This window comes from Micromonospora sp. NPDC006431 (assembly GCF_042870725.1).
Taxonomy (GTDB): Bacteria; Actinomycetota; Actinomycetes; order Mycobacteriales; family Micromonosporaceae; genus Micromonospora.
This window is the reverse complement of record NZ_JBIAHQ010000013.1, coordinates 98,689-121,576: the sequence shown is the minus strand read 5'-3', so window position 1 is coordinate 121,576 and position 22,888 is coordinate 98,689. Positions and strand designations below refer to the sequence as shown.

The 22,888-nt window shown below is 74.3% G+C and carries 20 protein-coding genes and 2 pseudogenes; 9 read left to right on the top strand and 13 right to left on the bottom strand.

The window, feature by feature from the left end:
- Both ACFYM6_RS22405 and ACFYM6_RS22400 read right to left on the bottom strand, forming a co-directional pair.
- Positions 1–801 (bottom strand): annotated as a pseudogene (locus ACFYM6_RS22405) (hypothetical protein); the annotation flags it as partial.
- Between the two features lie 298 nt (positions 802–1,099).
- Positions 1,100–2,575 (bottom strand): aminopeptidase P family protein, encoded by a 1,476-nt coding sequence (locus tag ACFYM6_RS22400; protein WP_387278301.1) that lies wholly within the window; start codon positions 2,573–2,575, stop codon positions 1,100–1,102.
- 110 nt (positions 2,576–2,685) lie between these two features.
- Between ACFYM6_RS22400 and asnB the strand changes: the two genes are divergently transcribed.
- A complete protein-coding gene (gene asnB, locus ACFYM6_RS22395; RefSeq protein ID WP_387278299.1) occupies positions 2,686–4,647 on the top strand; it encodes an asparagine synthase (glutamine-hydrolyzing) in 1,962 nt (653 codons plus the stop codon).
- A gap of 63 nt (positions 4,648–4,710) precedes the next feature.
- Here the strand turns inward: asnB and ACFYM6_RS22390 are convergent, their stop codons facing one another.
- Entirely contained in the window at positions 4,711–5,814 is a 1,104-nt protein-coding gene (locus ACFYM6_RS22390) for a lytic polysaccharide monooxygenase (protein WP_387278297.1), read from the bottom strand.
- A gap of 360 nt (positions 5,815–6,174) precedes the next feature.
- On the opposite strand from ACFYM6_RS22390, the gene ACFYM6_RS22385 reads away from it, so the two are divergent.
- The gene (locus ACFYM6_RS22385; protein ID WP_387278295.1) at positions 6,175–7,107 is read left to right on the top strand and encodes a carbohydrate kinase; all 933 of its coding nucleotides are present in this window, start codon (positions 6,175–6,177) and stop codon (positions 7,105–7,107) included.
- A 9-nt stretch (positions 7,108–7,116) separates the two neighbouring features.
- On the opposite strand, the pseudogene ACFYM6_RS22380 reads toward ACFYM6_RS22385, so the two are convergent.
- From ACFYM6_RS22380 to ACFYM6_RS22370, 3 genes and pseudogenes are all read right to left on the bottom strand, one after another.
- Positions 7,117–7,299, bottom strand: a pseudogene (locus ACFYM6_RS22380) (Bcr/CflA family drug resistance efflux transporter); the annotation flags it as partial.
- Positions 7,300–7,323: 24 nt separating this feature from the next.
- Positions 7,324–8,154, bottom strand: a complete 831-nt coding sequence (locus ACFYM6_RS22375) for an MBL fold metallo-hydrolase (RefSeq protein ID WP_387278293.1) — start codon at positions 8,152–8,154, stop codon at positions 7,324–7,326.
- Complete coding sequence (locus ACFYM6_RS22370; protein ID WP_357441983.1) at positions 8,151–8,555, bottom strand: hotdog domain-containing protein; 405 nt, start codon at positions 8,553–8,555, stop codon at positions 8,151–8,153. Before ACFYM6_RS22370 ends, ACFYM6_RS22375 begins: the two co-directional genes overlap by 4 nt.
- A gap of 114 nt (positions 8,556–8,669) precedes the next feature.
- Here ACFYM6_RS22370 and ACFYM6_RS22365 point away from each other — a divergent pair, with 114 nt between their 5' ends.
- Positions 8,670–9,743, top strand: a complete 1,074-nt coding sequence (locus ACFYM6_RS22365) for a phosphatase PAP2 family protein (protein ID WP_387278291.1) — start codon at positions 8,670–8,672, stop codon at positions 9,741–9,743.
- A gap of 27 nt (positions 9,744–9,770) precedes the next feature.
- Here the strand turns inward: ACFYM6_RS22365 and ACFYM6_RS22360 are convergent, their stop codons facing one another.
- The 3 genes from ACFYM6_RS22360 to ACFYM6_RS22350 all read right to left on the bottom strand — a co-directional run bounded on the left by ACFYM6_RS22360 (position 9,771) and on the right by ACFYM6_RS22350 (position 12,278).
- Positions 9,771–11,054, bottom strand: a complete 1,284-nt coding sequence (locus ACFYM6_RS22360) for a PH domain-containing protein (RefSeq protein WP_387278413.1) — start codon at positions 11,052–11,054, stop codon at positions 9,771–9,773.
- Between the two features lie 377 nt (positions 11,055–11,431).
- Positions 11,432–11,959 (bottom strand): PH domain-containing protein, encoded by a 528-nt coding sequence (locus tag ACFYM6_RS22355; RefSeq protein ID WP_387278289.1) that lies wholly within the window; start codon positions 11,957–11,959, stop codon positions 11,432–11,434.
- Positions 11,960–12,047: 88 nt separating this feature from the next.
- On the bottom strand, positions 12,048–12,278 hold the full coding sequence (locus tag ACFYM6_RS22350; protein ID WP_387278287.1) for a hypothetical protein: 231 nt from the start codon (positions 12,276–12,278) through the stop codon (positions 12,048–12,050).
- Positions 12,279–12,519: 241 nt separating this feature from the next.
- Between ACFYM6_RS22350 and ACFYM6_RS22345 the strand changes: the two genes are divergently transcribed.
- Genes ACFYM6_RS22345 through ACFYM6_RS22335 form a run of 3 tightly spaced genes read left to right on the top strand, consistent with a single transcriptional unit; the run spans position 12,520 to position 15,550 of the window.
- Positions 12,520–13,626, top strand: coding sequence for an AAA family ATPase (locus ACFYM6_RS22345; RefSeq protein ID WP_387278286.1), 1,107 nt, complete (start codon positions 12,520–12,522; stop codon positions 13,624–13,626).
- A complete protein-coding gene (locus ACFYM6_RS22340) occupies positions 13,605–14,603 on the top strand; it encodes a DUF58 domain-containing protein (protein WP_387278411.1) in 999 nt (332 codons plus the stop codon). Before ACFYM6_RS22345 ends, ACFYM6_RS22340 begins: the two co-directional genes overlap by 22 nt.
- A complete protein-coding gene (locus tag ACFYM6_RS22335) occupies positions 14,600–15,550 on the top strand; it encodes a VWA domain-containing protein (protein ID WP_387278284.1) in 951 nt (316 codons plus the stop codon). The genes ACFYM6_RS22340 and ACFYM6_RS22335 overlap by 4 nt, the downstream gene beginning before the upstream one ends.
- Before the next feature lie 398 nt (positions 15,551–15,948).
- Here the strand turns inward: ACFYM6_RS22335 and ACFYM6_RS22330 are convergent, their stop codons facing one another.
- The 4 genes from ACFYM6_RS22330 to ACFYM6_RS22315 all read right to left on the bottom strand — a co-directional run bounded on the left by ACFYM6_RS22330 (position 15,949) and on the right by ACFYM6_RS22315 (position 20,095).
- Positions 15,949–17,214, bottom strand: coding sequence for an acyltransferase family protein (locus ACFYM6_RS22330; protein WP_387278282.1), 1,266 nt, complete (start codon positions 17,212–17,214; stop codon positions 15,949–15,951).
- Positions 17,211–18,107 carry an alpha/beta hydrolase gene (locus ACFYM6_RS22325; protein WP_387278280.1) on the bottom strand — a complete coding sequence of 299 codons (897 nt, stop codon included), beginning with the start codon at positions 18,105–18,107 and terminating at the stop codon, positions 17,211–17,213. The genes ACFYM6_RS22330 and ACFYM6_RS22325 overlap by 4 nt, the downstream gene beginning before the upstream one ends.
- Positions 18,108–18,206: 99 nt before the next feature.
- Complete coding sequence (locus ACFYM6_RS22320; protein ID WP_148801506.1) at positions 18,207–18,869, bottom strand: response regulator transcription factor; 663 nt, start codon at positions 18,867–18,869, stop codon at positions 18,207–18,209.
- Positions 18,866–20,095 (bottom strand): sensor histidine kinase, encoded by a 1,230-nt coding sequence (locus tag ACFYM6_RS22315; RefSeq protein WP_387278277.1) that lies wholly within the window; start codon positions 20,093–20,095, stop codon positions 18,866–18,868. The genes ACFYM6_RS22320 and ACFYM6_RS22315 overlap by 4 nt, the downstream gene beginning before the upstream one ends.
- 156 nt (positions 20,096–20,251) lie before the next feature.
- Between ACFYM6_RS22315 and fabG the strand changes: the two genes are divergently transcribed.
- The 3 genes from fabG to ACFYM6_RS22300 all read left to right on the top strand — a co-directional run bounded on the left by fabG (position 20,252) and on the right by ACFYM6_RS22300 (position 22,888).
- Positions 20,252–20,956 (top strand): 3-oxoacyl-ACP reductase FabG, encoded by a 705-nt coding sequence (fabG, locus tag ACFYM6_RS22310; RefSeq protein ID WP_387278276.1) that lies wholly within the window; start codon positions 20,252–20,254, stop codon positions 20,954–20,956.
- Positions 20,957–20,976: 20 nt separating this feature from the next.
- On the top strand, positions 20,977–21,744 hold the full coding sequence (gene fabI / locus ACFYM6_RS22305) for an enoyl-ACP reductase FabI (RefSeq protein ID WP_387278275.1): 768 nt from the start codon (positions 20,977–20,979) through the stop codon (positions 21,742–21,744).
- Between the two features lie 112 nt (positions 21,745–21,856).
- Positions 21,857–22,888, top strand: a complete 1,032-nt coding sequence (locus ACFYM6_RS22300; protein ID WP_387278273.1) for a ferrochelatase — start codon at positions 21,857–21,859, stop codon at positions 22,886–22,888.

Here is a 22,888-nt window from a genome sequence, read left to right as displayed (position 1 = left end):
GGCGTTGTTACGGGTCAGCTCCACCTTCTCCAGGTGCGCGCTACCGCCCCGCTCGACCAGGATGGCGCCACCGTCCGCCTCGCCCTCCTTCTTCTCCTGCCCCGGGATCGACGGCGCCGCCTGCGAATCCGATCCGCCCGGCGAGCCTGATCCCGGCGTCATCGGCGCGGCACCGTACTTGAACTCGGCGGCGTTGCCGTCCTTGAGGGTGAGGTCCTTCAGGGTCAGTTCGCCGCCGTCGGCGACCCGGAAGAGCCGGAAGGCGTCCTCGGAGTCGCGCTTGATGGTGGCGTCGTTGCCCTTGATGGTGATGTCCTGCCGGATCGTGGGCAGGGCGGTGCCGGACTTCTTGTCGGCGAAGTCGAGTTCGTAGACGCAGTCCTTGGCCAGCTTCAACGTGCCACCGTGATCCCGGTTGGCCAGGTCGATGGCCTCGACCAGCTTCTCGTCGCGGCAGGGCACCTCCCGCACCCGGCGGCCGTGCTCGTCACGCTCCTCACCGCGCTCGCCCCGCTCCTTGCCGTCCCGGCCGTTCTCGTCCGCCCGGTTCTGCTCCTCGTGGGCCTCCTTCTCGCCGCCCTTGCCGGCGTCGCTCGCGTTCTGCGGCGCGGCCGCGTGGTTTTCCGCGACGCGCTGCGCGTCGTCGGACTTGTCGTCACGAGCGGCGAGGCCACCCAGCGCCGCCAGCCCGACGACGCCGGTCAGCCCGGCCACGCCGGTAGCGACCCAGATCGCCCGCCGCCTGCTCGTGGGCGGGGTCGATGGGGCCCCGCCGTCGGAAGTCGTTACGTCGTTGGACATCAGAGCCTTCCGCCCTTTCGGTTACACAAAGGGGTCGCACCGCCCCTGGCAGGGCGACCAGCTACAAACCGGTTGTAGCCTCTGATCCACACCGTATGAGAAGGATCCTCACGAGGCGGACGTATCTGAAAAAACCCCACATTCGCCTCACGGCAGGCGGCGGACACCGTTCGGCATGTGCCGGTGACGAGGGTGCCGAGCCGCGCAAACAGCGGCGGGCCCCACCACCGGCGGCACAACGACGAAAACGTCGCAGCCGTCGGCGGTGGGGCCCGCCCTCAGGGTCGTCCGGCCGGGATCAGCCCGGTAGGCGCGGACCGGCCTCGCGCTGCTCGGCCAGCCACGTCTCCACCTCGTCCGAGCGGCGCGGCAGCCCGGCCGAGAGGTTCACCGCGCCGTCGGCGGTGACCAGGATGTCGTCCTCGATCCGCACGCCGATGCCGCGCAGCTCCTCGGGGACCAGCTCGTCCTCCGGCTGGAAGTACAGCCCCGGCTCGACGGTGAGCACGTAGCCCTCGCCGAGCGCACCGTCCCGGTACATCTCCTTCCGGGCGTTGGCGCAGTCGTGGACGTCGATGCCGAGCATGTGGCTGGTGCCGTGCAGGGTCCAGCGGCGGTAGACCGTCGAGGACGGGTCCATCGCCTCGTCCACGCTCACCGGCAGCAGGCCGAGGTCCTTCAGCGCCTCGGCCAGGACCCGCATGGCGGTCAGGTGCACGTCCCGGAACGCCACGCCCGGCTTGATCACCTCGATGCCGGCCTGCTGGGCGGCGTAGACCGCGTCGTACACCTGGCGCTGGAGCGAGGTGAACCGACCGTTGACCGGCAGCACCCGGGTCACGTCCGCGGTGTAGAGGTTGCGGTTCTCCACGCCCATGTCCATCAGCAGCAGCTCGCCCGGCCGGGTGGCGCCGTGGTTGTGCACCCAGTGCAGGATCGTGGCGTGCTCGCCGGCGCCGACGATCGAGCCGTACCCGACGTCGTTGCCGTCGTGCCGGGCGCGCAGCGCGAAGATGCCCTCCAGCAGCCGCTCCGAGACACCCCGGTCGGCCGGCAGCGCCCGGGCCACGTCCTCGAACCCGCGCACGGTGGCGTCGCACGCCTCCTGCAGCTGCGCGATCTCCCACTCGTCCTTGACCAGCTTCAGCTCCGAGATGGCGATCGCCAGCTCCCGGTCGCGGCCCGGCTGCCCCTCGACCCGGGCCCCGTCGTACGGCCGCACCGCCGCGTCCACCCGAGTGTCGAAGCCGCGCAGCACCCGGGTACGCCCCGGCGCCAGGTCGGCCAGGGCCGCGTCCAGCTCGGTCAGGTCGGCGGTGGGCAGGCCCAGCTCGGTCGACCTCTCGTGCAGCGTGGGCCGCCGGCCCACCCAGAGTTCGCCGTTGCGGCTGCGGAAGAACTCGTCGGTCGCCCGCGACGACCGGGGCCGCATGTACAGGGTGGCGTCGCCGCTCGGGCGCAGCACCAGCACGCTGTCCGGCTCGAGGTCGCCGGTCAGGTACGCGAAGTCGCTGCCCGCCCGGAACGGGTGGTCGGTGTCGTTGGCGCGTACCTTCTCGTTGCCGGTGGGGATGACCAGCGTCTCGCCGGGGAAGGCCGCGGCGAGCGCGGCCCGCCGCTTGGCGTAGTTGGGCACCTCGGGGCGGGGGCCGACCGGTAGTTCGCTGTCCCGCCAGCCCTGCCGCATGAACGCCAGGAACGCCTCCGGGAAGTCCGGGTCGTGTGATTCGGTGCCGTCCGCCGGCTTACCCTGCTGGGTCCGCTCCTCGGCCATGATCCGCCTCCTCCGCCTCGTCGCTGGTGCAGACGGTACCGCGCGCACGGGAGCGGGGAGAGCCTGCGGTGCCGGGACGGCCGCTCCGGGCGCGTGGGAAGATGGCCATCATGTGCGGACTCCTGGCCTTCTTCAGCGCGCGCGGTGACGCCGCCGCCCACCGCGACCACATCGCAAGCGCACTGGAGTGCCTGCACCACCGCGGCCCGGACGAGACCGGGGTCGAGGTGGTGGGCGACGCCTCCGGCCGCTACGCGGACGGGGTGTTCGCGCACAAGCGCCTGGCGATCATCGACGTGGCCCTCAGCCACGAGCCGCTGCCGTACGCGAACGGCCGTTACCTGCTCACCTTCAACGGTGAGATCTACAACTACATCGAGCTGCGGGACGAGCTGATCCGGGACTTCGGCGCCCAGTTCGCCACCAACGGCGACGGTGAGGTGATCGTCGCCGGCTACCACTACTGGGGCGAGCAGGTGCTCACGAAGTTGCGCGGCATGTTCGCCTTCGTGATCTGGGACCGGCAGGAGCGGCGGGCGTTCGGCGCCCGGGATTACTTCGGCATCAAGCCGCTGCACTACCTGGAGACCCAGGACGGGCTCTACCTCGCCTCCGAGAAGAAGGCGCTGCTGCCGTTCGCGCAGTCGGCGTACCAGGGCGACGCCGGGATCGACACGGCCAACCTGAGCCACTACCTGACCCTGCAGTACGTGCCGGAGCCGGGCACCCTGCACAAGGGGATCAGCCGGATCGGGTCGGGCGAGTACCTGACCTGGACGCCGGGCGGCCGGATCGAGGTGCGCCGGTGGTACCGACCGGTGTTCCGGCCGGCGCCGGTGGCCGACGAGCAGAAGCTCTACCACGAGATCCGGGAGACGCTGCGGGAGAGCGTCCGGATGCACATGCGTTCGGACGTGCCGGTCGGCTCCTTCCTCTCCAGCGGCATCGACTCCACCGCGGTGGTCGCCCTGGCCCGGGAGTTCAACCCGAACATCCTCACCTTCACCGTCGGGTACGACGTGCCCGGCTACTCCGAGATCGACGTCGCCCAGGACTCGGCCCGGCACCTCGACGTGACCACCATCCCGACCAAGATCGGGCCGCAGGACATGATGGAGGCGCTGCCCAGGATCGTCTGGCACCTGGACGACCCGGTGGCCGACCCGGCGCTGGTGCCGCTCTACTTCGTGGCGAAGAAGGCCGCCGAGCACGTCACCGTGGTGCTCTCCGGCGAGGGCGCGGACGAGTTCTTCGGCGGGTACACCATCTACCGCGAGCCGCTGTCGCTCAGCACGGTCAACGGCCTGCCGGGCGGGGTGCAGAAGGGCCTGCGGGCGGTGTCGAAGGCGATCCCGCAGGGCGTCAAGGGCAAGAGCTTCCTGGAGCGCGGCACCACCCCGATCGAGCATCGCTACTACGGCAACGCCCGGATGTTCACCGAGGAGGAGAAGCAGCACCTGCTGCGTCGCTACGACCCCTCGGTCCGCTACACCGACGTCACCGCGCCGATCTACGCCGAGTGCACCGAGCTGGACGACGTCACCAAGATGCAGTACGTCGACCTCTACACCTGGCTGCGCGGGGACATCCTGGTCAAGGCCGACCGGATCTCGATGGCGCACTCGCTGGAGGTGCGGGTGCCCTTCCTGGACCGGGAGGTGTTCAACGTGGCGGCCGGCATCCCGGTCGACCTGAAACTCCCGCCCCGCTCCGAGGCCACCAAGTACGCCATGCGCCAGGCGCTGCAGGGCGTCGTCCCGCCGGCCATCGTCAACCGCAAGAAGCTCGGCTTCCCGACCCCGACCCGGGTCTGGCTGCGCGGCGAGATGTACGAGTGGGCCCGGCACGTGCTGGCCACCTCCGGCGCCGGCGACCTGATCGACCTGTCGTACGCGATGCGGCTGCTGGAGGAGCACAAGCGGGAGGAGGCGGACCACTCCCGCAAGGTGTGGACCGTGCTGATCTTCTGCATCTGGCACGCCATCTTCGTGGCCAAGACCCTCGACCCGGGCATCCAGCGCAACCAGTCGGCCCTGCTCACCAAGCCCGTCGTCGGCAGCATGGTCCGCTGACCCAGGTGGTGAGGAAGGGCTCCCGGGTCGACCCGGGAGCCCTTCCTCGCTGCGCGGGTCGGGTCACCGGCCGGTGCAGGTGACGGTGGGCAGGGTGTTGGTGCCGGAGGTGTTGGCGGTGAAGCCGAACGTGGTGGTGCCCTCCGGCGCGATGGTGCCGTTGTAGGGGGCGTTGGTGACCGTCACCGCCGCCCCGCTCGTGTTCAGGGTGCCGTTCCACAACTGCGTGATGGCCTGACCGTTGGCCCAGGTCCAGTTCGCCGTCCAGCCGCCGTACGTCCGGGAGCTGTGATTCATGATCATGACCTCGCCCTGGAAGCCGCCCGGCCAGGCGTTGACCACCCGGTAGACCGCCATGCAGTCGCCGCCCGGCGGCGGCATGGTCGGGCTGGTGGTGGGCGTCGGCGACGGGCCGGTCGGTGTCGGCGTCGGCGTGGTGGGGGTGGGTGACGGCGTGCCGCCCGAACCGATCCCGGTCACCTCGCCGTTGCCGCCGTCGAAGGTCACGTCGGAGCAGCCGAAGAAGTTCTCCTGGCTGTCCGAGCGGACCCAGCGCGAGTAGATGATGTGCCGGCCACTCTTGTTCGCCGGCAGGGTGCCGGTGAAGTAGTAGTGCCCGTCGTTGGTGCCCACCGAGCCCCGCTGCGGTGGGTTGGTGACCGTCAGGAACGGCTCCTCCAGATCGCTCCAGGCCAGCGGCCGGGTCGGGCTCCAGCTGTCCCTGGTCACGTAGAAGTAGAAGGTGCCCGGGTGGTGGGCCCAGTTGCTGTAGCGGAACTCCATCGTCCGCCCGGCGGTCAGGTGGGTGATCGGCCAGTCGTTGCGTGCCTGGTCGTAGCCGCTGAAGTTGGGGTTGCCGCCGCTGCACAGCCTGCCGTCGGGGATGAAGCCGACGGTCCGGCCGCCGGCGTCGGAGCGCAGCACGCTGAACCAGTTGTAGAGCGAGTTCGCCCCGTTCTCGGCGACCGCGGCCCCGCAGGCGGGGTTGTTGGGCCTGATCTCACCGGTCTGGGTGAGGCCGTCCTTCCAGCACAGGTAGGTCCGGGCGCCCGGGGTCATCGCCGCGCCGTGCGCGGCGGCCGGTTCGGAACCGGTGGCCAGGGCGAAGGCGCCCAGGGCCAGGGTGGCGGCCGCGGTGAGCAGCGCGGCCGTACGGGATCGGTGCACGGGTTCTCCTGACTCGCGGGGCGGGACCCGCACCGGTCCGCCCCGCTGCGACGAGCGGATGTGACGATCGCGGTGCCACGCCCGGCGGTCGGAGTGCGGCCGGGGCCGTCGGGAGGCGTACACCGCCTGCGGTCCGTGCCACGGACCGGTGTGCCCTCGCGTCGGCTCGACCCGGCGGTCGGCGGCGCGGCAGCCCCCGCGCCACTCCGGCAGGCGCAATCCCATCACGTCCGGGTACCGCAGGCAATAGTCGAATCTCGATGCGATCGGTCGCCGCCGGTACGGTCTCGGTGTCGTCCCCGCGCGCCGCGCCCGGGCGATGCGCCAGGATCGGGGTACGACGGTTTGGAAGGAGCCAGGATGGGCTACGCGGTGGTGCTCGGCGAGGCGCTGGTCGACCTGCTCGAGACCAGGTACGACGGCGAACCCGGCTACCGGCAGGCGATCGGTGGCGGGCCGCTCAACGTGGCCGTGGCGGTGGCCCGGCTCGGCGGTGACGTCGAGTTCGTCGGGTCGTTCGGCGACGACGCGCTCGCGGAGCGGATCCGCGTCTTCCTGGGCGCGGCCGGCGTCGGGCTGGCCGGGGCGGTCACCGTACCGGCGCCGACGGCGCTGGCGGTGGCCACCTTCGCCGGCTCGGAACCGGACTTCCGCTTCTACGGGGAGCCCCGCTCGTACGCCCTGCTCACCCCCGACGACCTGGACGTGGCCCTGGTCGAGGGCGCCGACGTGCTCTACTGCGGCTCGATCGTGCTGCTGCACCCGCCGGTGCTGGCCGCCGCCCGGCGCGCCTGGGCGATCGCGGGGGCGCTGCGGGTGTTCGACCCGAACGTCCGTCCCCGGCTGCTGGACGGCCACGGCGCGCTGGACGGGCTGCGCGAGGTGGTCGCCGAGTTCGCCGCGAGCGCGCACCTGGTGAAGCTGAGCAGCGCCGACGCCGCCCTGCTCTACCCCCACCAGCCGGTGGAGGGAGTCGCCGCGTACCTGCGGGAGCTGGGCGCGGCCACCGTGGTGGTCACCCTGGGCGCGGACGGCGCCCTGGTCGCCGCCGGCGACGACGTGGTACGCATCCCCGCCCCGAAGGTCCGGGCGGTGGACGCGACCGGTGCCGGGGACTCGGTGATGGGCGCGCTCATCGCCGAATTGCTCGCCGCCGGCGAGCCGGTGGACCCGGTCGGCTGGCGGGAGCGGGTCGCCTTCGCCCTGCGCGTCGCCGGGCTGGTCTGCGAGTCTCCCGGTGGCGCCGTCGCCATGCCCGCCCGCGACGCCGTGCTCGCCCGCTTCCCCGCCTGACGGTCGGGGTCAGCGGGCGCGGGCGAGGGTGCGCACGGCGAGCAGGGAGAGCGCGGCGGTGACGGCCAGGACGGCGGCCATCGGTGTCGCGCTGACCTCGCCGCCCAGCCCCACCAGCGGCGCGGCGAGCGCACCCACCACCGACCGGATGCCGCCCAGCAGCGCGGTGGCGGTGCCGGCGTGCCGAGCGTGCGCTCCGCGACTTGCGAGCCGGCGTCAGGCGGTGCCGTCGAGCTCGGCGTAGCCGCGGCGGGCGGCGATCAGACCGGGACGCGCGCCGAAGGGCGACTCCGCGGCCACCCGCTCGGGCGGGGCGTTGCCGGTGTGACCGGCCCGGATCAGCCAGGCCTGCTGGACCAACTGGGCGTGCTGGGCCCGGACGAACTCCGGGTCGACCGGCGTGCCGTGCCCGGGCACCACGATCGTGCCGGGGGTGGTCATCCGCAGCAGCTCGGCCACCGCGTCCGGCCACTGCAGCGGGTACGACTCCTCGAAGGCCGGCGGGCCGCTCTGCTCCACCAGGTCGCCGGCGACCAGCACGTCCGCGTCCGGCACGTGCACCACCAGGTCGGCGTCGGTGTGCCCGTGGCCCGGGTGGCGCAGCACCACCCGCCGGCCGCCGACGTCGAGCACGGTCTCGGTGAGGACCGGGTGCGTCGGGGCCAGCAGCTCGGTCCCGGCCAGCTCGGCGGCGAGCGCCGGCTGCTCGTCGCGCATCTCCTCGTACGCCGCCCGGCGCAGCTCGTCGGGGCGGTCGCGCAGCGCGGCGGCGGCCAGCTCGTGCGCGTATACCGGGCGGGGCGGGTCGGCGGCCAGGGTGGCGTTGCCGAAGCAGTGGTCGAAGTGGTGGTGGGTGTTGACGACGGTCCACGGGTGCGGGGTGACCGCCCGGGCCGCCTCGGCCAGCTCCCGGGCCTGCCCGGCGGTGGAGAGGGTGTCCACCAGCAGCGCCGCGCCGTCGCCCACCACCAGCGTCACGTTGACCTGCAGCAGCGGCTCACGCAGCAGGTGGACCCCGTCGGCGACCTCGACGAACCGGACGGTCATGACGCCTGCGAGGCGCGCTCCAGGAAGCGCTGCCGATCGACCAGCATCCGCTCGACCCGCCCGTCGGCCACGATCTCGTCGCCGTCGGCGACGGTCACCTCGAACAGCAGGCGCCGGCCGTCGACCTTGGCCAGCCGGGCCCAGGCGATCACCGTCCGCCCGACCGGGGTCGGCGCCCGGTGGTCCAGTTCGACGCGGAGCCCGACCGTGGTCCGCCCGGTCGGCATCCGGGTCGCGGTGGCCGCCACGCTCGCCGCCTCGACGAGGGCGAGCACCCTCGGCGTGCCGAGCACCGGCACGTCACCGGAGCCCACCGCCTGCGCGGTGTCGGCGTCCGTGACGGTCAGCTCGACCCGGGCGGCCAGGCCCGGCGCGAAGGGCGTCTCCGGCTGCTCCTGCATGCCCCGAGCCTAGACGAGCCGGGGCCGGGACGCCCGGTGTCCCCGTCGTCGGTGCGTCGACCGGCGGGTGGTCGGCGTCAGTCGATCCGTAGCCCGCCGTTAACCTTGACCGCGATGGCCGTCGTGACAGACCCCCAGCCCCCCGCCCGGACCGGCACCACCTCCTCGCCCGACGGCGGACGCCGTCGGGTGGTGGCGATGACGATCTGGGGGGTCGCCTTCGTGGCCGCCTGGCTCGCCATCGGCCTGCCCACCGATCCCGCGTACGCCTTCCTCTGGATCTGGGCGGGCACCATCGCCTGGCACTCCGCCCGGCCGTGGCGCAGCCACCTGCGCTTCGCGCGGGACTGGATCCCGGTGGTGCTGCTGCTGGCCGTGTACAACCTCTCCCGGGGCTTCGCCGACAACGGCGCGACCCCGCACGCCATGGAGTTGATCGTCGCCGACCGGTTCATGCTCGGCTGGGCCACCGGCGGCGAGGTGCCCACCGTCTGGCTCCAGCAGCACCTCTACCGGCCCGAGGTGCACTGGTGGGACGTGGCGGTCAGCTGGGTCTACTTCTCGCACTTCGTGGCGACGTTCGCCGCCGCCGCGGTGCTCTGGATGCGCGACCGTTCGCGCTGGGCGGCGTACATGCGGCGCTGGGGTTTCCTCTGCGCGGCCGGGCTGGCCACCTACTTCCTCTACCCGGCCGCCCCGCCGTGGTGGGCCGCGCAGAACGGCCTGCTCACCGAGGTCGCCCGGATCTCCACCCGGGGCTGGAAGGAGATCGGCATGCACGGCGCGGGCAATCTGCTCAACGCCGGGCAGATCGCCTCCAACCCGGTGGCCGCCATGCCCTCCCTGCACACCGCGTTCGCCCTCTTCGTGGTGCTGTTCTTCCTGGGCTCGGTGCGGAAGCGCTGGTGGCCGCTGCTGCTCGCGTACCCGCTGGCGATGACCTTCACCCTGGTCTACAGCGGCGAGCACTACGTGATCGACGTGCTGGTCGGCTGGGCGTACGTCGGGCTGACCTTCCTGGTGGTCGGCCTGGCCGAGCGCTGGTGGGCGGCCCGCCGGAAGCGGCGCGCGGCGGCGGCACCCGCCGGGGGTCCGGCTCCGACCGTGCCGGCCCCGGCTGCCCCGGTCGACGCCGCCCCGGTCGACGTCGAGCCGGCGGTCGCCGACCCGGTGCCGGCCGACCGCTGACGCGTGCCGGCCGAGCGCTGATCTTGGTCAGCGGCGCCGGCTCCGGTCCGCGTGCCGGGCGGCGTGCGCCCGCGCGGTCAGCTCGGCCGCCAGGTCCCACGCCTCGGCCAGGTCCCGATCGGGCGCGGCCGCGCCCGACCCGCCGGCGGTGTCGGCGTGCACGGTGGCCAGCCGCAGCCGCCGCTGCGCCGGCCCCTGGGTCACCCGCACGCTCTGGATCCGGGCGTACGGCACCAGCGTCAACTGGCGGGTGAGCAGCCCGGAGCGGGCCACGAACACCCGCTCGTCGAGGCCGGCGCCGACCGCCGTACGGGTCAGCGGGCGCAGCCAGCGCGCCCGCCGTGGCGGCGGCGCCGACGGCAGGGCGCCCAGCCGTACGCCGGACAGCACCTCGGCGACGATCAGTTCCCCGGTTCGCGCGTCGCCGACCGGCAGCAGCCGGTCCGGCCGGTTCCGGTCGTCCGGCTCGGCGGCCGAGTAGCCGGCCACCTCCAGCCGCAGCCGCAGCCAGCCCTTCATCCGCCAGAGCAGCGGCCAGGTCACCCGGACGGTCTGCACCCGGTGCAGCGGGACGGTCTGCACCCGCGTCTCCAGCAGGCCGTTGTGGACGCGCAGCGTGTCGTCGTCCCGGTCGAGCCGGAACGACCAGTCGTCGAGCACCCGGCGCACCGGTTGCAGCACCACACCCGCCATCGCGGTGATCGTGCTGGCCACCGCGATGAACGACCACGACCCCTCGGAGAGGAACTGCGCCACCACGAACGCCACGCCGAACGGGAGCAGGAACGCCTGCGGGGTGAGCAGTTGGCTGACCAGCAGGTCCTGGTTGCGTACGGCGTGCAGCCGCCGGCCGGCCGGGGCCGGTGGCGGCGGCGCGCCGGCCGCTGGCGGGACGACCTCGGGCGCGCGGCCGGCGACGGCGAGCAGCCGCTGCCGCAGCGCGACGGCCTCGGCGACCCCCAGGTACGCCAGCGGCGCCTCGGTCTTGCCCCCGCCGACCACCTCCAGCCGCAGCTCGGCCAGCCCGGTGAGCTGCGCCAGCAGTGGCCGGACCACCTCGACGGCCTGCAACCGCTCCAACGGGATCGCCCGGGTACGCCGCCAGATCAGGCCCTCGTGCACCCGCAGCTCGCGGCCCACCACGTGGTAGCCGGTGTTCCACCAACTGACCACGGCCAGCACGGTGGCACCGGCGGCGAAGATCGTCACCAGCACGGCGAACCAGCCGAAGCCGACCCGGGACAGCGTCGACCAGGAGAGCCCGGCGATGACCACGACCAGGGACTTCGCGCCGTGCAGCACCGGGCTCAGCGGGTGCAGCCGCTGCCGCGGCTCCGCGCCCCCCGGTGCCGGCGACGTGGGGCTCCTCGGCCAGCCGGGACCGGGTCCGGATGGCGGCCACTGGCCGGGCCCGGCCGGGCCCGGCCAGCCGGCCACCGACGGCCCGGGTTGGCCGTAGCCGGGTTGGCCGTAGCCGGGTTGGCCGTAGCCGGGTGGGCCCTGGCCGGGTGGGGGCGGCGCGGGCTGTCCGTATGCCGGGGGGAACGGTGACGGGGACGGGGCAGCGGGTCGGTCGTCGCCGGCGGCCCGGTGCGGTGGCGGGGTGCCGGTCTCCGGACCGGAGGGCGGAGTGCCGGGCTCGGGGTCGGCCGGGGGCGGGTCAGGCTCGGGTGCGGCCGGACCGTGGCTCACAGCCCCTCCGCCCGGTCCTCGCCCAGCGCGGTCAGCCGGTCCCGCAGCCGGGACGCCTCCGCCGGCCGCAGGCCGGGCACCCGGGCGTCGCTCGCCGCCGCGGCCGTGTGGAGTTGCACCGTGGCCAGGTCAAACGCCCGCTCCAGCGGGCCCGCGGTCACGTCGACGAACTGCATCCTGGAGTACGGCACGATGGACAGCCGCCGGACCAGCAGCCCGTGCCGGACCAGCAGGTCGTTCTCCCGCTCGGCGTACCCCCAGGCGTGCACCGCGCGGACGATGGTGACCGCCCGCCAGGCGGTCAGCAGGACCGCGACGCCGAGGGCGGCGACGGGCAGCCAGTGGCCGGTGACCGCCCAGGCCACGCCGAGCACCACCAGCACCACGGCGAACCCGATGCCGAGCCGGATCAGCTCCACCCAGATCAAATCGCGGGAGATCGGCTGCCACCGGACCGTGTCCGGCCAGGGCTCCAGCGGGCCGGGCGGGGCCGGCTGGCGGCCGGCGAGGTCGTCACCGTTCACCGCGGTGATCCGCTGCGCTCGCTCACGCCGCCTCGCTTCGCTCGACGGCGGCGGGGCGCCACGCTGCTGAGCTGAATGGTTCGCTCGCTCACGGTTCGAGCGTAGGCGATTGCGGGACCGGCACCACCTCGCGCAGGAAGCCGCGCGCGTCGAGGAACGCCCCGAGGGACTCCCGGTGGTCGGGACAGGCCAGCCAGGTCTTGCGCCGGTCGGCGTCGTGCAGGCGGGGATTGTTCCAGCGCAGGGCCCAGACGGCGAGGGCGCGACACCCCCGCGCCGAGCAGATCAGCGCCTCGTCGGCGGGAGTGGGAGTGGTCACCGGGGCGAGTCTAGGCCCGCACGCCCGGGAAGCTTAGCGCCGGGCGGCCACGGGGGGAGCCGCCCGGCGACGGGGTGAATCGTACACACGCTGGACCCCTTGTTGTCCACCCGTGTTCAGCGTTTTCCGTGCGGAGGGACGGCGCGGCGAAAATCGTCCCTCTCCCACCCTCGGCTCTCAGCCGGGCATGACAGTCTTGATACGCACTACACCGCGACGACGATCAAGCTGTGGAGGACCGGTGGCCCAGCCGACCACGCCCGACGCCCCGATTCCGACCGAGGCCGTGCCGGGCGCGCCGCCGCCGGCGATCACCACCCCGGCCCAGGACGCCACCCTGCTGGAGCGGGCGCTGTTCGAGATCAAGCGGGTGATCGTCGGCCAGGACCGGATGGTCGAGCGGATGTTCGTGGCCCTGCTCGCCCGCGGGCACTGCCTGCTGGAGGGGGTGCCCGGCGTGGCCAAGACCCTCGCCGTGGAGACCCTGGCCAAGGTGGTCGGCGGGTCGTTCGCCCGGGTGCAGTTCACCCCGGACCTGGTGCCGGCCGACATCATGGGCACCCGGATCTACCGGCAGTCGAGCGAGAAGTTCGACGTCGAACTGGGCCCGGTCTTCGTGAACTTCCTGCTCGCCGACGAGATCAACCGAGCCCCGGCGAAGGTCCAGTCGGCGCTGCTGGAGGTGATGAGCGAGCGCCAGGTGTCCATCGGCGGCGAGACCCACCGGGTGCCCGACCCGTTCCTGGTGATGGCGACCCAGAACCCGATCGAGCAGGAGGGCGTCTACCCGCTGCCGGAGGCGCAACGGGACCGCTTCCTCATGAAGATCGTGGTCGGCTATCCGACCGACGCCGAGGAGCGGGAGATCGTCTACCGGATGGGGGTGGCCCCGCCCGAGCCGGCCCGGGTCTTCGACACCCCGGACCTGATTGCCCTCCAGCACAAGGCCGACCAGGTCTTCGTGCACAACGCGCTGGTCGACTACGCGGTCCGGCTGGTGCTCGCCACCCGGGCCCCCGCCGAGCACGGCATGCCGGACGTGGCGCAGCTCATCCAGTACGGCGCCAGCCCGCGCGCCTCGCTCGGCCTGGTCCGGGCCACCCGGGCGCTGGCCCTGCTGCGCGGCCGGGACTACGCGTTGCCGCAGGACGTGCAGGACATCGCCCCGGACATCCTGCGCCACCGGCTGGTGCTCAGCTACGACGCGCTCGCCGACGACGTGCCGGCCGACCACATCGTGCACCGGGTGATGTCGACCATCCCGTTGCCGTCGGTCGCGCCCCGGCAGCAGGCCACGCCGCCACCAGCCGCGCCGCCCGGCGCCGGCTGGCCCGGGCAGCGGCCGTGACGCCACCCACCCGGCTGCCGGCCACCGGCGACCGCTCCGGCGCCGTCCTCGCCCGGCTGCAGTTGATGGTCACCCGAAAGCTCGACGGGCTGCTCCAGGGCGACTACGCCGGGCTGCTGCCCGGACCGGGCAGCGAGGCGGGGGAGTCCCGCGAGTACCGCCCCGGCGACGACGTACGCCGGATGGACTGGCCGGTCACCGCGCGGACCACGACGCCGCACGTCCGGCGTACGGTGGCCGACCGGGAGCTGGAGACCTGGCTGGCGGTGGACCTCTCGGCCAGCCTGGATTTCGGCACAGGGCAGTGGCTCAAGCGGGACGTGGTGGTGGCCGCCGCGGCCGCCCTGGTCCACCTGACCGTGCGTGGCGGCAACCGGATCGGTGCGGTGGTCGGCACCGGAGCCGCACTGCCCGCGCAGACCGGCCGGTGGCGGGGCGGTCCGCCGGCCACCGGACCCGGCACCCTGCGGCGGCTGCCCGCCCGGGCCGGCCGCAAGGAGGCGCAGGGGCTGCTCCGGGCCATCGCCGGGACGGAGATCCGGCCGGGGCGCAGCGACCTCGGCGCGCTGGTCGACATGCTCAACCGGCCGCCCCGGCGGCGGGGTGTGGCGGTGGTCATCTCCGACTTCCTCGCACCGCCGCAGCATTGGGGCCGGCCGCTCCGTAAGCTGCGGGTCCGGCACGACGTGCTGGCGATCGAGGTGGTCGACCCGCGCGAGCTGGAGCTGCCCGACGTGGGGGTGCTGCCGGTGGTCGACCCGGAGACGGGGGAGCTGCACGAGGTGCAGACCGCCGACCCGGGCCTGCGCCGCCGGTACGCCGACGCGGCGGCCGCCCAGCGCGGGGCCGTCGCCACCGAGCTGCGCGCCGCCGGCGCGGCCCACCTGCGACTGCGTACCGACCGAGACTGGCTGCTGGACATGGTGCGGTTCGTGGCCGCCCAGCGGCACGCCCGGACCCGAGGGACGACCCGATGATCCGTTTTCTGCAACCGTGGTGGCTGCTGGCCGTGCTGCCGGTGCTCGCCCTGGCCGCGGCGTACGTCTGGCGGCAGCTGCACCGCCGGGCGTACGCGATGCGGTTCACCAACGTCGACCTGCTGCGTACCCTCGCGCCCAAGGGGCTGGGCTGGCGGCGGCACGTGGCGGCCACCGCCTTCCTGCTCTGCCTGCTGGTGCTGTCCACCGCGCTGGCCCGGCCCGCCATCGACACGAAGGAGCCGCTGGAGCGGGCCACCGTGATGCTGGCCATCGACGTGTCGCTGTCCATGCAGGCCGACGACGTCGCCCCGAACCGGCTGGAGGCCGCCCAGGAGGCGGCCAAGCAGTTCGTCGGGGAGCTGCCGGAGAGCTACAACCTCGGGCTGGTCTCCTTCGCCAAGTCGGCGAACGTGCTGGTCCCGCCGACCAAGGACCGGGCCGCGGTGACCACCGCCATCGACGGGCTGGTGCTGGCCGAGGCGACCGCCACCGGCGAGGCCGTCTTCACCTGCCTGGAGGCGATCCGCTCGGTGCCCGCCGACGGCGCGGCCGGCATCCCGCCGGCCCGGATCGTGCTGCTCTCCGACGGTTACCGCACCTCGGGCCGGTCGGTGGAGGAGGCGGCCGCGGCGGCGCAGGCGGCCAACGTGCCGGTCTCCACCATCGCGTTCGGCACCGACTCTGGCCAGGTGGACATCGGTGGCCAGCTGCAGCGGGTGCCGGTGGACCGGGCGGCGCTGTCGCAGCTCGCGGAGACCACCCAGGGCTACTTCTACGAGGCCGCCTCGGTGAGCGAGTTGAAGCAGGTCTACCAGGACATGGGCAGCTCGATCGGGTTCCGCACCGAGCCGCGGGAGATCACCCAGTGGTACGCGGGGATCGCGCTGCTCCTCGCCCTCTGCGCGGGTGCGCTGAGCCTGCTCTGGTCGTCCCGCCTGATCTGAGGCGCGACGGCCGGCGGGACGACAGCGACGGCCGGCGGGACGACAGCGACGGCCGGCGGGACGGCAGCGGTGGCCGGCCGGGGTGCGCCCCGGCCGGCGCGGTCAGCGGCCGCCGGCCAGGACGAAGAGGACGGCCACCCAGACGGCGGCGAGGGTGAAGCCCAGCGGGGCGACGTAACGGCTCATGGGACTGCTCCGTGGCGACGGGACGGTCCGGGCGGCAGGGTCCGGACCGCAGGGGTGGCTCAGGACGTACGCACACGAAGTCGTGACCGGGTTGCTCCGCCACCGGCGGGCCCGACGGGCCACGCGGCAGGATCACCCCCGGCCGAAGGCCGAGGAGACGGACGGTGCACCGGGGCGGGAAGCTGGGTCAGCTACGCCGACTGAGTCGCGGCTCAGCGGGGCTGACGGTCGGCCCGGCCACGACTGGAAGGATCGCCATCTCGCACAGCGATCACCTCCTCCGGTCGGCGGGGCACGAAGGTCACGGGCGATCCCGCCCGCAAACGAGGATCATCGTACACCCGGCGGCCCAGCGCCCCGCACTCGGCCGACCGGTCCACCCGCGCCGCCCGGTCGATGAGCGCCGTCGCGGGCCGACGAGTGTGCCCTCGGCCGGACCGCACCAGCACCGCCAGGACCAGCGCGAGCAGCGGCAGCCAGCACAGCCGTGCGGCCAGCCAGCCGGGACCGTCGGGCGGGGTGTGCAGCCCGGGCAGCGGACCGGCGAACCGGGCGGCCAGCACGCTGACCCCGACCAGGACCGGCTGGTGGCAGAGGTAGACGCGCATGGCGTGCCGGTTCACCCCGCGGACCAGGCGCGCCGGCGCGGGCCGGTCGAGCAGCCGGCGCAGCGCCGGTCGGGCCAGCAGTCCGGCGCCGACCTGCGCCGCGGCCAGGGCGACGGCGAGCAGCGAGGGCGGGCTCAGGTTCGACCGGCCGGCGCCGGGCACCCCGACCGCGCTGACCGGGTAGCCGAGGGCGAGCAGCGCGGCCAGCGCGGCGGCCCCGACGACGACCAGCGTCCCGGCCGCGCGGCGCCCCGCGAGCCGCCCCTCGGCGTGTGCCAGCCCGAGCAGGTAGGGCACCGACCACGCGGCGAGCACGGCGACCGGCAGCAGCCAGGGGCGCGCCGCCGGCAGGCGTACGGCGAGATCCGCGCCGGCGACCACGGCGACGGCGGGTACCGCGCAGCGCACCGGTCCCCACCGCCGTACGGCGGCGGCCAGTGGCGCGGTGAGCGCCGAGAGGGCGGCCAGGGGGAGCAGGAACCACAGTGGACTGGCGGTCAGCGTCACCGCGACGCTGAGGACGTCGTCCGGGGTGCCCAACACGATCGCGACCAGCAGCCCGGCCGCGCCCACGCCGAGCAGGGCCAGGGCGGGCCGGACCAGGCGGCCCAGCCGGCGGAGCAGCCATCGCGCGGGGCTGGCAGGCGAGCCGGCCAGCGAGCGGCCGGCGGCGTGACCGGCGGCGAAGAAGAACAGGCCCAGCGTCTGGAACAGCCAGCTGGCCGGGGCCAGCGCCGGCATGGTGACCAGCGGGCTGGCCTGGTGCACCGTCCCGTCGGGCGCCAGCACCAGGGCGGTGACCAGCCAGTGCCCCAGCACCACCGCGCCGATGGCGTACGCCCGCAGCGCGTCCACGACGCGGTCCCTCATCGCGCGACCCCCGCCCGGACCTCGCCACCCAGCACCACCGCGGCGACCGCCGGCAGCGTCGCCGTGCCGGGCATCAGGTAGCCGTCGTGCCCGGCGACGCCGTCGACCGGCAGCGGCCGGGCGCCGAAGGCAGGGTCACCGGGCCGGATGCCGTGCCCGAGGCCGGGCAGCCGTACCTGCGGCACCCGGCGGATCCAGTCGGTCGGCGCCTCGGCCGCCCACACCCGGACGCCACCGAGCCGGCCCGCCCGGTCCACGCCGGTGCCGATGCCGCCGAGCGTCACCAGGCCGGTGACCTGCGCCGGGGCGCGCCGCGCGGCCCGCCCGACCACCAGCGACCCGTAACTGTGCCCGATCAGGGTGATCGCCGCGTCCGGCCGGCGGGCGGCCAGGGTGCGCAGCGTGCCGAGCAGCGCCGCCGCGCCGCGGTCGGCGCTGGCGGTCCCGGCCGCCGTGAGAATGCCGTCCGGCGCGTCGTAGCCCAGCCAGGCCAGCACCGCGACCCGGGCCGGCGGGTCGTCCGCCCGCAGCTCCCGGTACAGGTCGCGGGCCTGCCGGGCCGGGGCGCGCCGGGCCACCCCGCCGAGCCCGCGGTCGAAGTCCCGCAGCGTGCTGCCCACCCCGGGCACCAGCACCGCGATCCGGTCGGCGGTGGCCAGGTCGCCGAGCACCTCCACGGCGAGGCCGTCGCCGCGGGGATCGAAGACCAGGAACCGCCGGCCGTCCGCGGCCCACCGGTCGTACGGCGGGCCGCCCGCGCGCAACTGCGCGGCCACCGTCGGGTACGCCTCGACGTACGCCGCCGGTGCGGTCGGGCCGGGGCGGCCCGGTGCCAGCAGGCCGAGGCCGAGCAGCGCGGTCGCCGCCACCCGCGCGGGTCGGGTCCAGTGCATCGTGGTGCTCCCTCCGGAAGTGGTCCGGCGGAAGCGTGCGGTGCGGACGGGGCGGAGATCGTCACCCTGCGGGCTGGTTCCCGGCGTGCTACCCGGGAGCTATTCGCCGGCGGCCACCAGACCCGTCTCGTAGGCGAGGACCACGGCCTGGGCGCGGTCGCGGAGCTGGAGCTTCGCCAGGATCCGCCCGACGTGGGTCTTCACGGTCTGCTCGGCGACCACCAGGTCCGCGGCGATCTCCGTGTTGGAGCGGCCCCGGGCGATCAGCCGGAGCACGTCGGTCTCCCGGGGGGTCAGCGCGGCCAGGTCGGTGGGGCGGGGCCGGCGCCGGCCGGGGCGGGCGGCGAACTCGGCGATCAGCCGGCGGGTCACCGACGGGGCGAGCAGCGCGTCGCCGGCCGCCACCACCCGGACGGCGTGCACCAGGTCGGCGGCGGGGGCGTCCTTGAGCAGGAAGCCGCTCGCCCCGGCGCGCAGCGCCTCGTAGACGTAGTCGTCCAGGTCGAAGGTGGTCAGGATGAGCACCCGGGGGCGGTCGGTCCGGCGGTCGCCGAGGAGTTGGCGGGTGGCGGCGAGCCCGTCCAGCACCGGCATCCGCACGTCCATCAGCACCACGTCCGGGTCCAGCCGGCGGGACGCCTCGACGGCCGCCGCGCCGTCCGCGGCGTCCCCGACGACGAGCAGGTCCGGCTGGGCGGCCAGCAGCGCGCCGAAGCCCTGCCGGACCATCGCCTGGTCGTCCGCGATCAGCACCCGGATCATCCGGCACCGTCCTCCCCGTCGTAGGGCAGCTGCGCGGCCACGGCGTAGCCGCCGCCGTCGACCGGCCCGGCGGCGAACGTACCGCCCAGCGCGAGGGCCCGTTCCCGCATCCCGGTCAGCCCGTGCCCGGCGCCCCGCTCGACCCGGGTCGGCGCGCCCGTGCCGGCGGTGTTCTCGACGCGTACCGCCAGGGCGCGGGGACCGGGGCGGACGGTGACCCGCACCGCGGCGCCGGCGGCGTGCCGGGCGGCGTTCGCCAGCCCCTCCTGCACGATCCGGTACGCGGCCAGCCCGACCGGCGTGGGCGTCCCGGCGGCCGGCGCGGGAGCGTCCAGGGTGGCCGCGAGGCCGGCCCGCCGGGCGGCCTCCACCATGGCCGGCAGGTCCGCCAGGTCAGGCTGGGGCGTGGTCTCCGGGCCCGCGGCCTCGCTGCGCAGCACCCCCAGCAGCCGGCGCATGTCGGTGAGCGCCTCCCGGGCCGACCCGGCGACGGCGGCGAACTCGGCCCGGGCCGGCTCCGGCAGTTCGCCGAGGCGGTAGGGTGCGGTCTCCGCCTGCACGGCGATCATCGACATGTGGTGGGCCACCACGTCGTGCAGCTCCCGGGCGATCCGGGTGCGCTCCTCCAGCACCGCCCGGCGCTCCTTCTCCCGTTCGCTGAGCTCGGTCTGCGCGGCGAGGGCTCGGCGGGACAGCCGGTTGCCGCGGACGAGGTGGCCGAGCACCAGCAGGGTCAGGACCAGCAGCAGTACGCCAGCCCAGTTGTTGGAGCCGACCAGCGTAACCACCGGCACCATCGTGATAACGCCGACCCAGAGCAGCACCGGCCGGTCGACCCGGGCCGCCACCACCGCCAGCACGAGCAGCGACCCGAGCACCAGGACCGGGTTCCACGGCCAGGCCTGGCCCGGCGGCGCGTTGAACGTGCAGGTGAGCAGCGCCACGATGGTGAGCCGCCAGGCGAACAGCGGACGCCGGGGCAACGCGAGCAGCGGGGCGACGGTCAGCCCCGCGAACAGGATCGCCACCACCCCGGGCAGGTGCCGGCCGGTCTCCTCGGCCAGGGTGGCGGCGAACAGGACCACCACCGCGAGCAGGCCGACGGGTCGCACGTACCGGGACAGCCGGGGCCAGCGCTCCAGCGGCGGCCGGGCGGGCGGGAAGTCCGGGCCCGCGACGGTCCGCCGCAGCGCCTGCCAGGCGGCCCGGACAGGGTGCTTCTCCATCAGCGGCAGCGTACGGGCAGCCCCGGTCACCGTCGTCCCACCAGGGGGTGAGCTGCCGCGTCGTACCCCGGGGTGACCTGGCCGCGTTAGCGCTTACCTGCCGGTAACCCCTAGGCTCGCCAGCGGTTGAGAGATCAGTTGAGCAGAGGGGGAACGGTGGCCCGTACCGTGCTGGTGACCGGCGGAAACCGGGGGATCGGCCTGGCTATCGCGCAGGCCTTCGCCAAGCAGGGCGACCGGGTGGCGGTGACCCACCGCAGCGGGGACGCCCCCGCGGGCCTGTTCGGCGTGAAGTGCGACGTCACCGACGCCGAGTCGGTGAACGCCGCGTTCACCGCCGTCGAGGCCGAGCTCGGGCCGGTCGAGGTGCTGGTCGCCAACGCCGGCATCACCGACGACACGCTGATCATGCGGATGTCCGAGGAGCAGTTCACCCGGGTGCTCGACACCAACCTGACCGGCGCGTTCCGCTGCGCCAAGCGGGCCTCGACGAAGATGCTCCGGGCCAAGTGGGGTCGGATGATCTTCATCTCCTCCGTGGTCGGCCTGTACGGCGGCGTCGGGCAGGTCAACTACGCGGCCAGCAAGGCCGGCCTGGTCGGCGTGGCCCGCTCGATCACCCGCGAGCTGGGCAGCCGCAACATCACCGCGAACGTGGTGGCGCCCGGCTTCATCGACACCGACATGACCGCGGCGCTGCCCGAGGAGCGGCGCACCGAGTACCGCAAGGCCATCCCGGCCGGCCGCTTCGCCGAGCCGGACGAGGTCGCCGGCGTGGTCACCTGGCTCGCCTCGGACGCGGCCGGGTACATCTCCGGCGCCGTCATCCCGGTCGACGGCGGCCTGGGCATGGGTCACTGAGCAGAGCACGGAGGAAATCAATGTCCGGACTTCTGGCCGGTAAGCGGCTGCTGGTCACCGGCGTCATCACCGACGCCTCGATCGCCTTCTCGGTGGCGAAGCTCGCCCAGGAGAACGGCGCCCAGGTCGTGCTCACCGGCTACGGCCGGCTCTCCCTGGTCGAGCGGATCGCCCGGCGGCTGCCCGAACCGGCCCCGGTGATCGAGCTGGACGTGACCAACGTCGAGCACCTGGCCGGCCTCGCGGACCAGGTGCGCGAGCACGTCGACGGCCTGGACGGGGTGGTGCACTCGATCGGCTTCGCCCCGCAGAGCTGCCTCGGCGGCGGTTTCCTCGACGCGCCGTGGGAGGACGTGGCCACCGCCGTGCACGTCTCGACCTACTCGTACAAGTCTCTCGCCATGGCGGCGCTGCCGCTGATGTCGGCGGGCGGCGCGGTGGTCGGGCTCACCTTCGACGCCACCAAGGCCTGGCCGGTGTACGACTGGATGGGCGTGGCCAAGGCCGGGCTCGAGTCCGCCTCCCGCTACCTGGCGCTGCACCTGGGCAAGCGGGGCATCCGCAGCAACCTGGTCGCCGCCGGCCCGCTGCGCACTATCGCCGCCAAGTCCATCCCCGGCTTCGAGCAGTTCGAGGACGCCTGGGCCGAGCGCGCGCCGCTGGGCTGGAACCTCACCGACCAGGAGCCGGCCGCCCGGGCCTGCCTGGCGCTGCTGTCGGACTGGTTCCCGGCCACCACCGGCGAGATCGTCCACGTCGACGGGGGCTACCACGCGATCGGCTCCTGAGCCGCCGGAGGGGCCCCCTTGCTGACGCCTCCGGCGCAGCAGGGGCCCCTCTCAACATCCGCACCCCGGGGGCGTCGCATCCCCGTCATCCTGGGCGGGAGAGAATGAGCCCATGGCGTACGACGCGTTGGTGCTGGTTTCCTTCGGCGGCCCCGAGCGGCCCGAGGACGTGCTGCCCTTCCTGCAGAACGTCACCCGGGGGCGGGGCGTGCCGCCGGAGCGGCTCGCCGAGGTCGCCGAGCACTACCTGCACTTCGGCGGGGTCTCCCCGATCAACCAGCAGTGCCGGGACCTGCTCGCGGCGATCCGCGCGGACTTCGCCGCCAACGGCGTCGACCTGCCGGTCTACTGGGGCAACCGCAACTGGGACCCGATGCTCGCCGACACCGTGGCGCGGATGCGCGACGACGGGGTCAAGCGGGCCCTGGCCTTCGTCACCAGCGCCTACGGCGGCTACTCCTCGTGCCGGCAGTACCAGGAGGACATCGCCGCGGCCCGGGCCGCGGTCGGCCCGGACGCCCCGCTGATCGAGAAGCTGCGCCAGTTCTGGGACCACCCCGGCTTCGTCGAGCCGCACGCCGACGCGGTGCGGGCGGCGCTGGCGCAGCTCGACCCGGCCAAGCGGGACAGCACCCGAGTGGTGTTCACCGCGCACTCCATCCCGGTCTCGGCGGCCGCCACCGCCGGCCCGCACGGCGGCCGGTACACCGCCCAGCTCGCGGAGACCGCCCGGCTGGTGCACGCCGCCGCGGCGCCGGACCTGCCGTACGACCTGGTCTGGCAGAGCCGCTCCGGGCCGCCGCAGGTGCCGTGGCTGGAGCCGGACATCAACGACCACCTGGCCGCCCTCGCCGAGCAGGGCGTGACCGGCGTGGTGGTCAGCCCGATCGGGTTCGTCTCCGACCACCTGGAGGTGGTCTGGGACCTGGACACCGAGGCGCTGGAGACGGCCAAGCAGCTCGGCCTGGACTTCGTCCGGGCCGGCACCCCGGGCACCGACCCGCGCTTCGTGGCGATGGTCCGCGAGCTGGTGCTGGAACGGACCGCCCCGGAGCGCGAACGGCTCGTCCGGCGCCTCGGCGAGCTGCCCATGTGGGACACCTGCCCGGCGTTGTGCTGCGTGCCCCCGGCCCGCCGCCCCTGA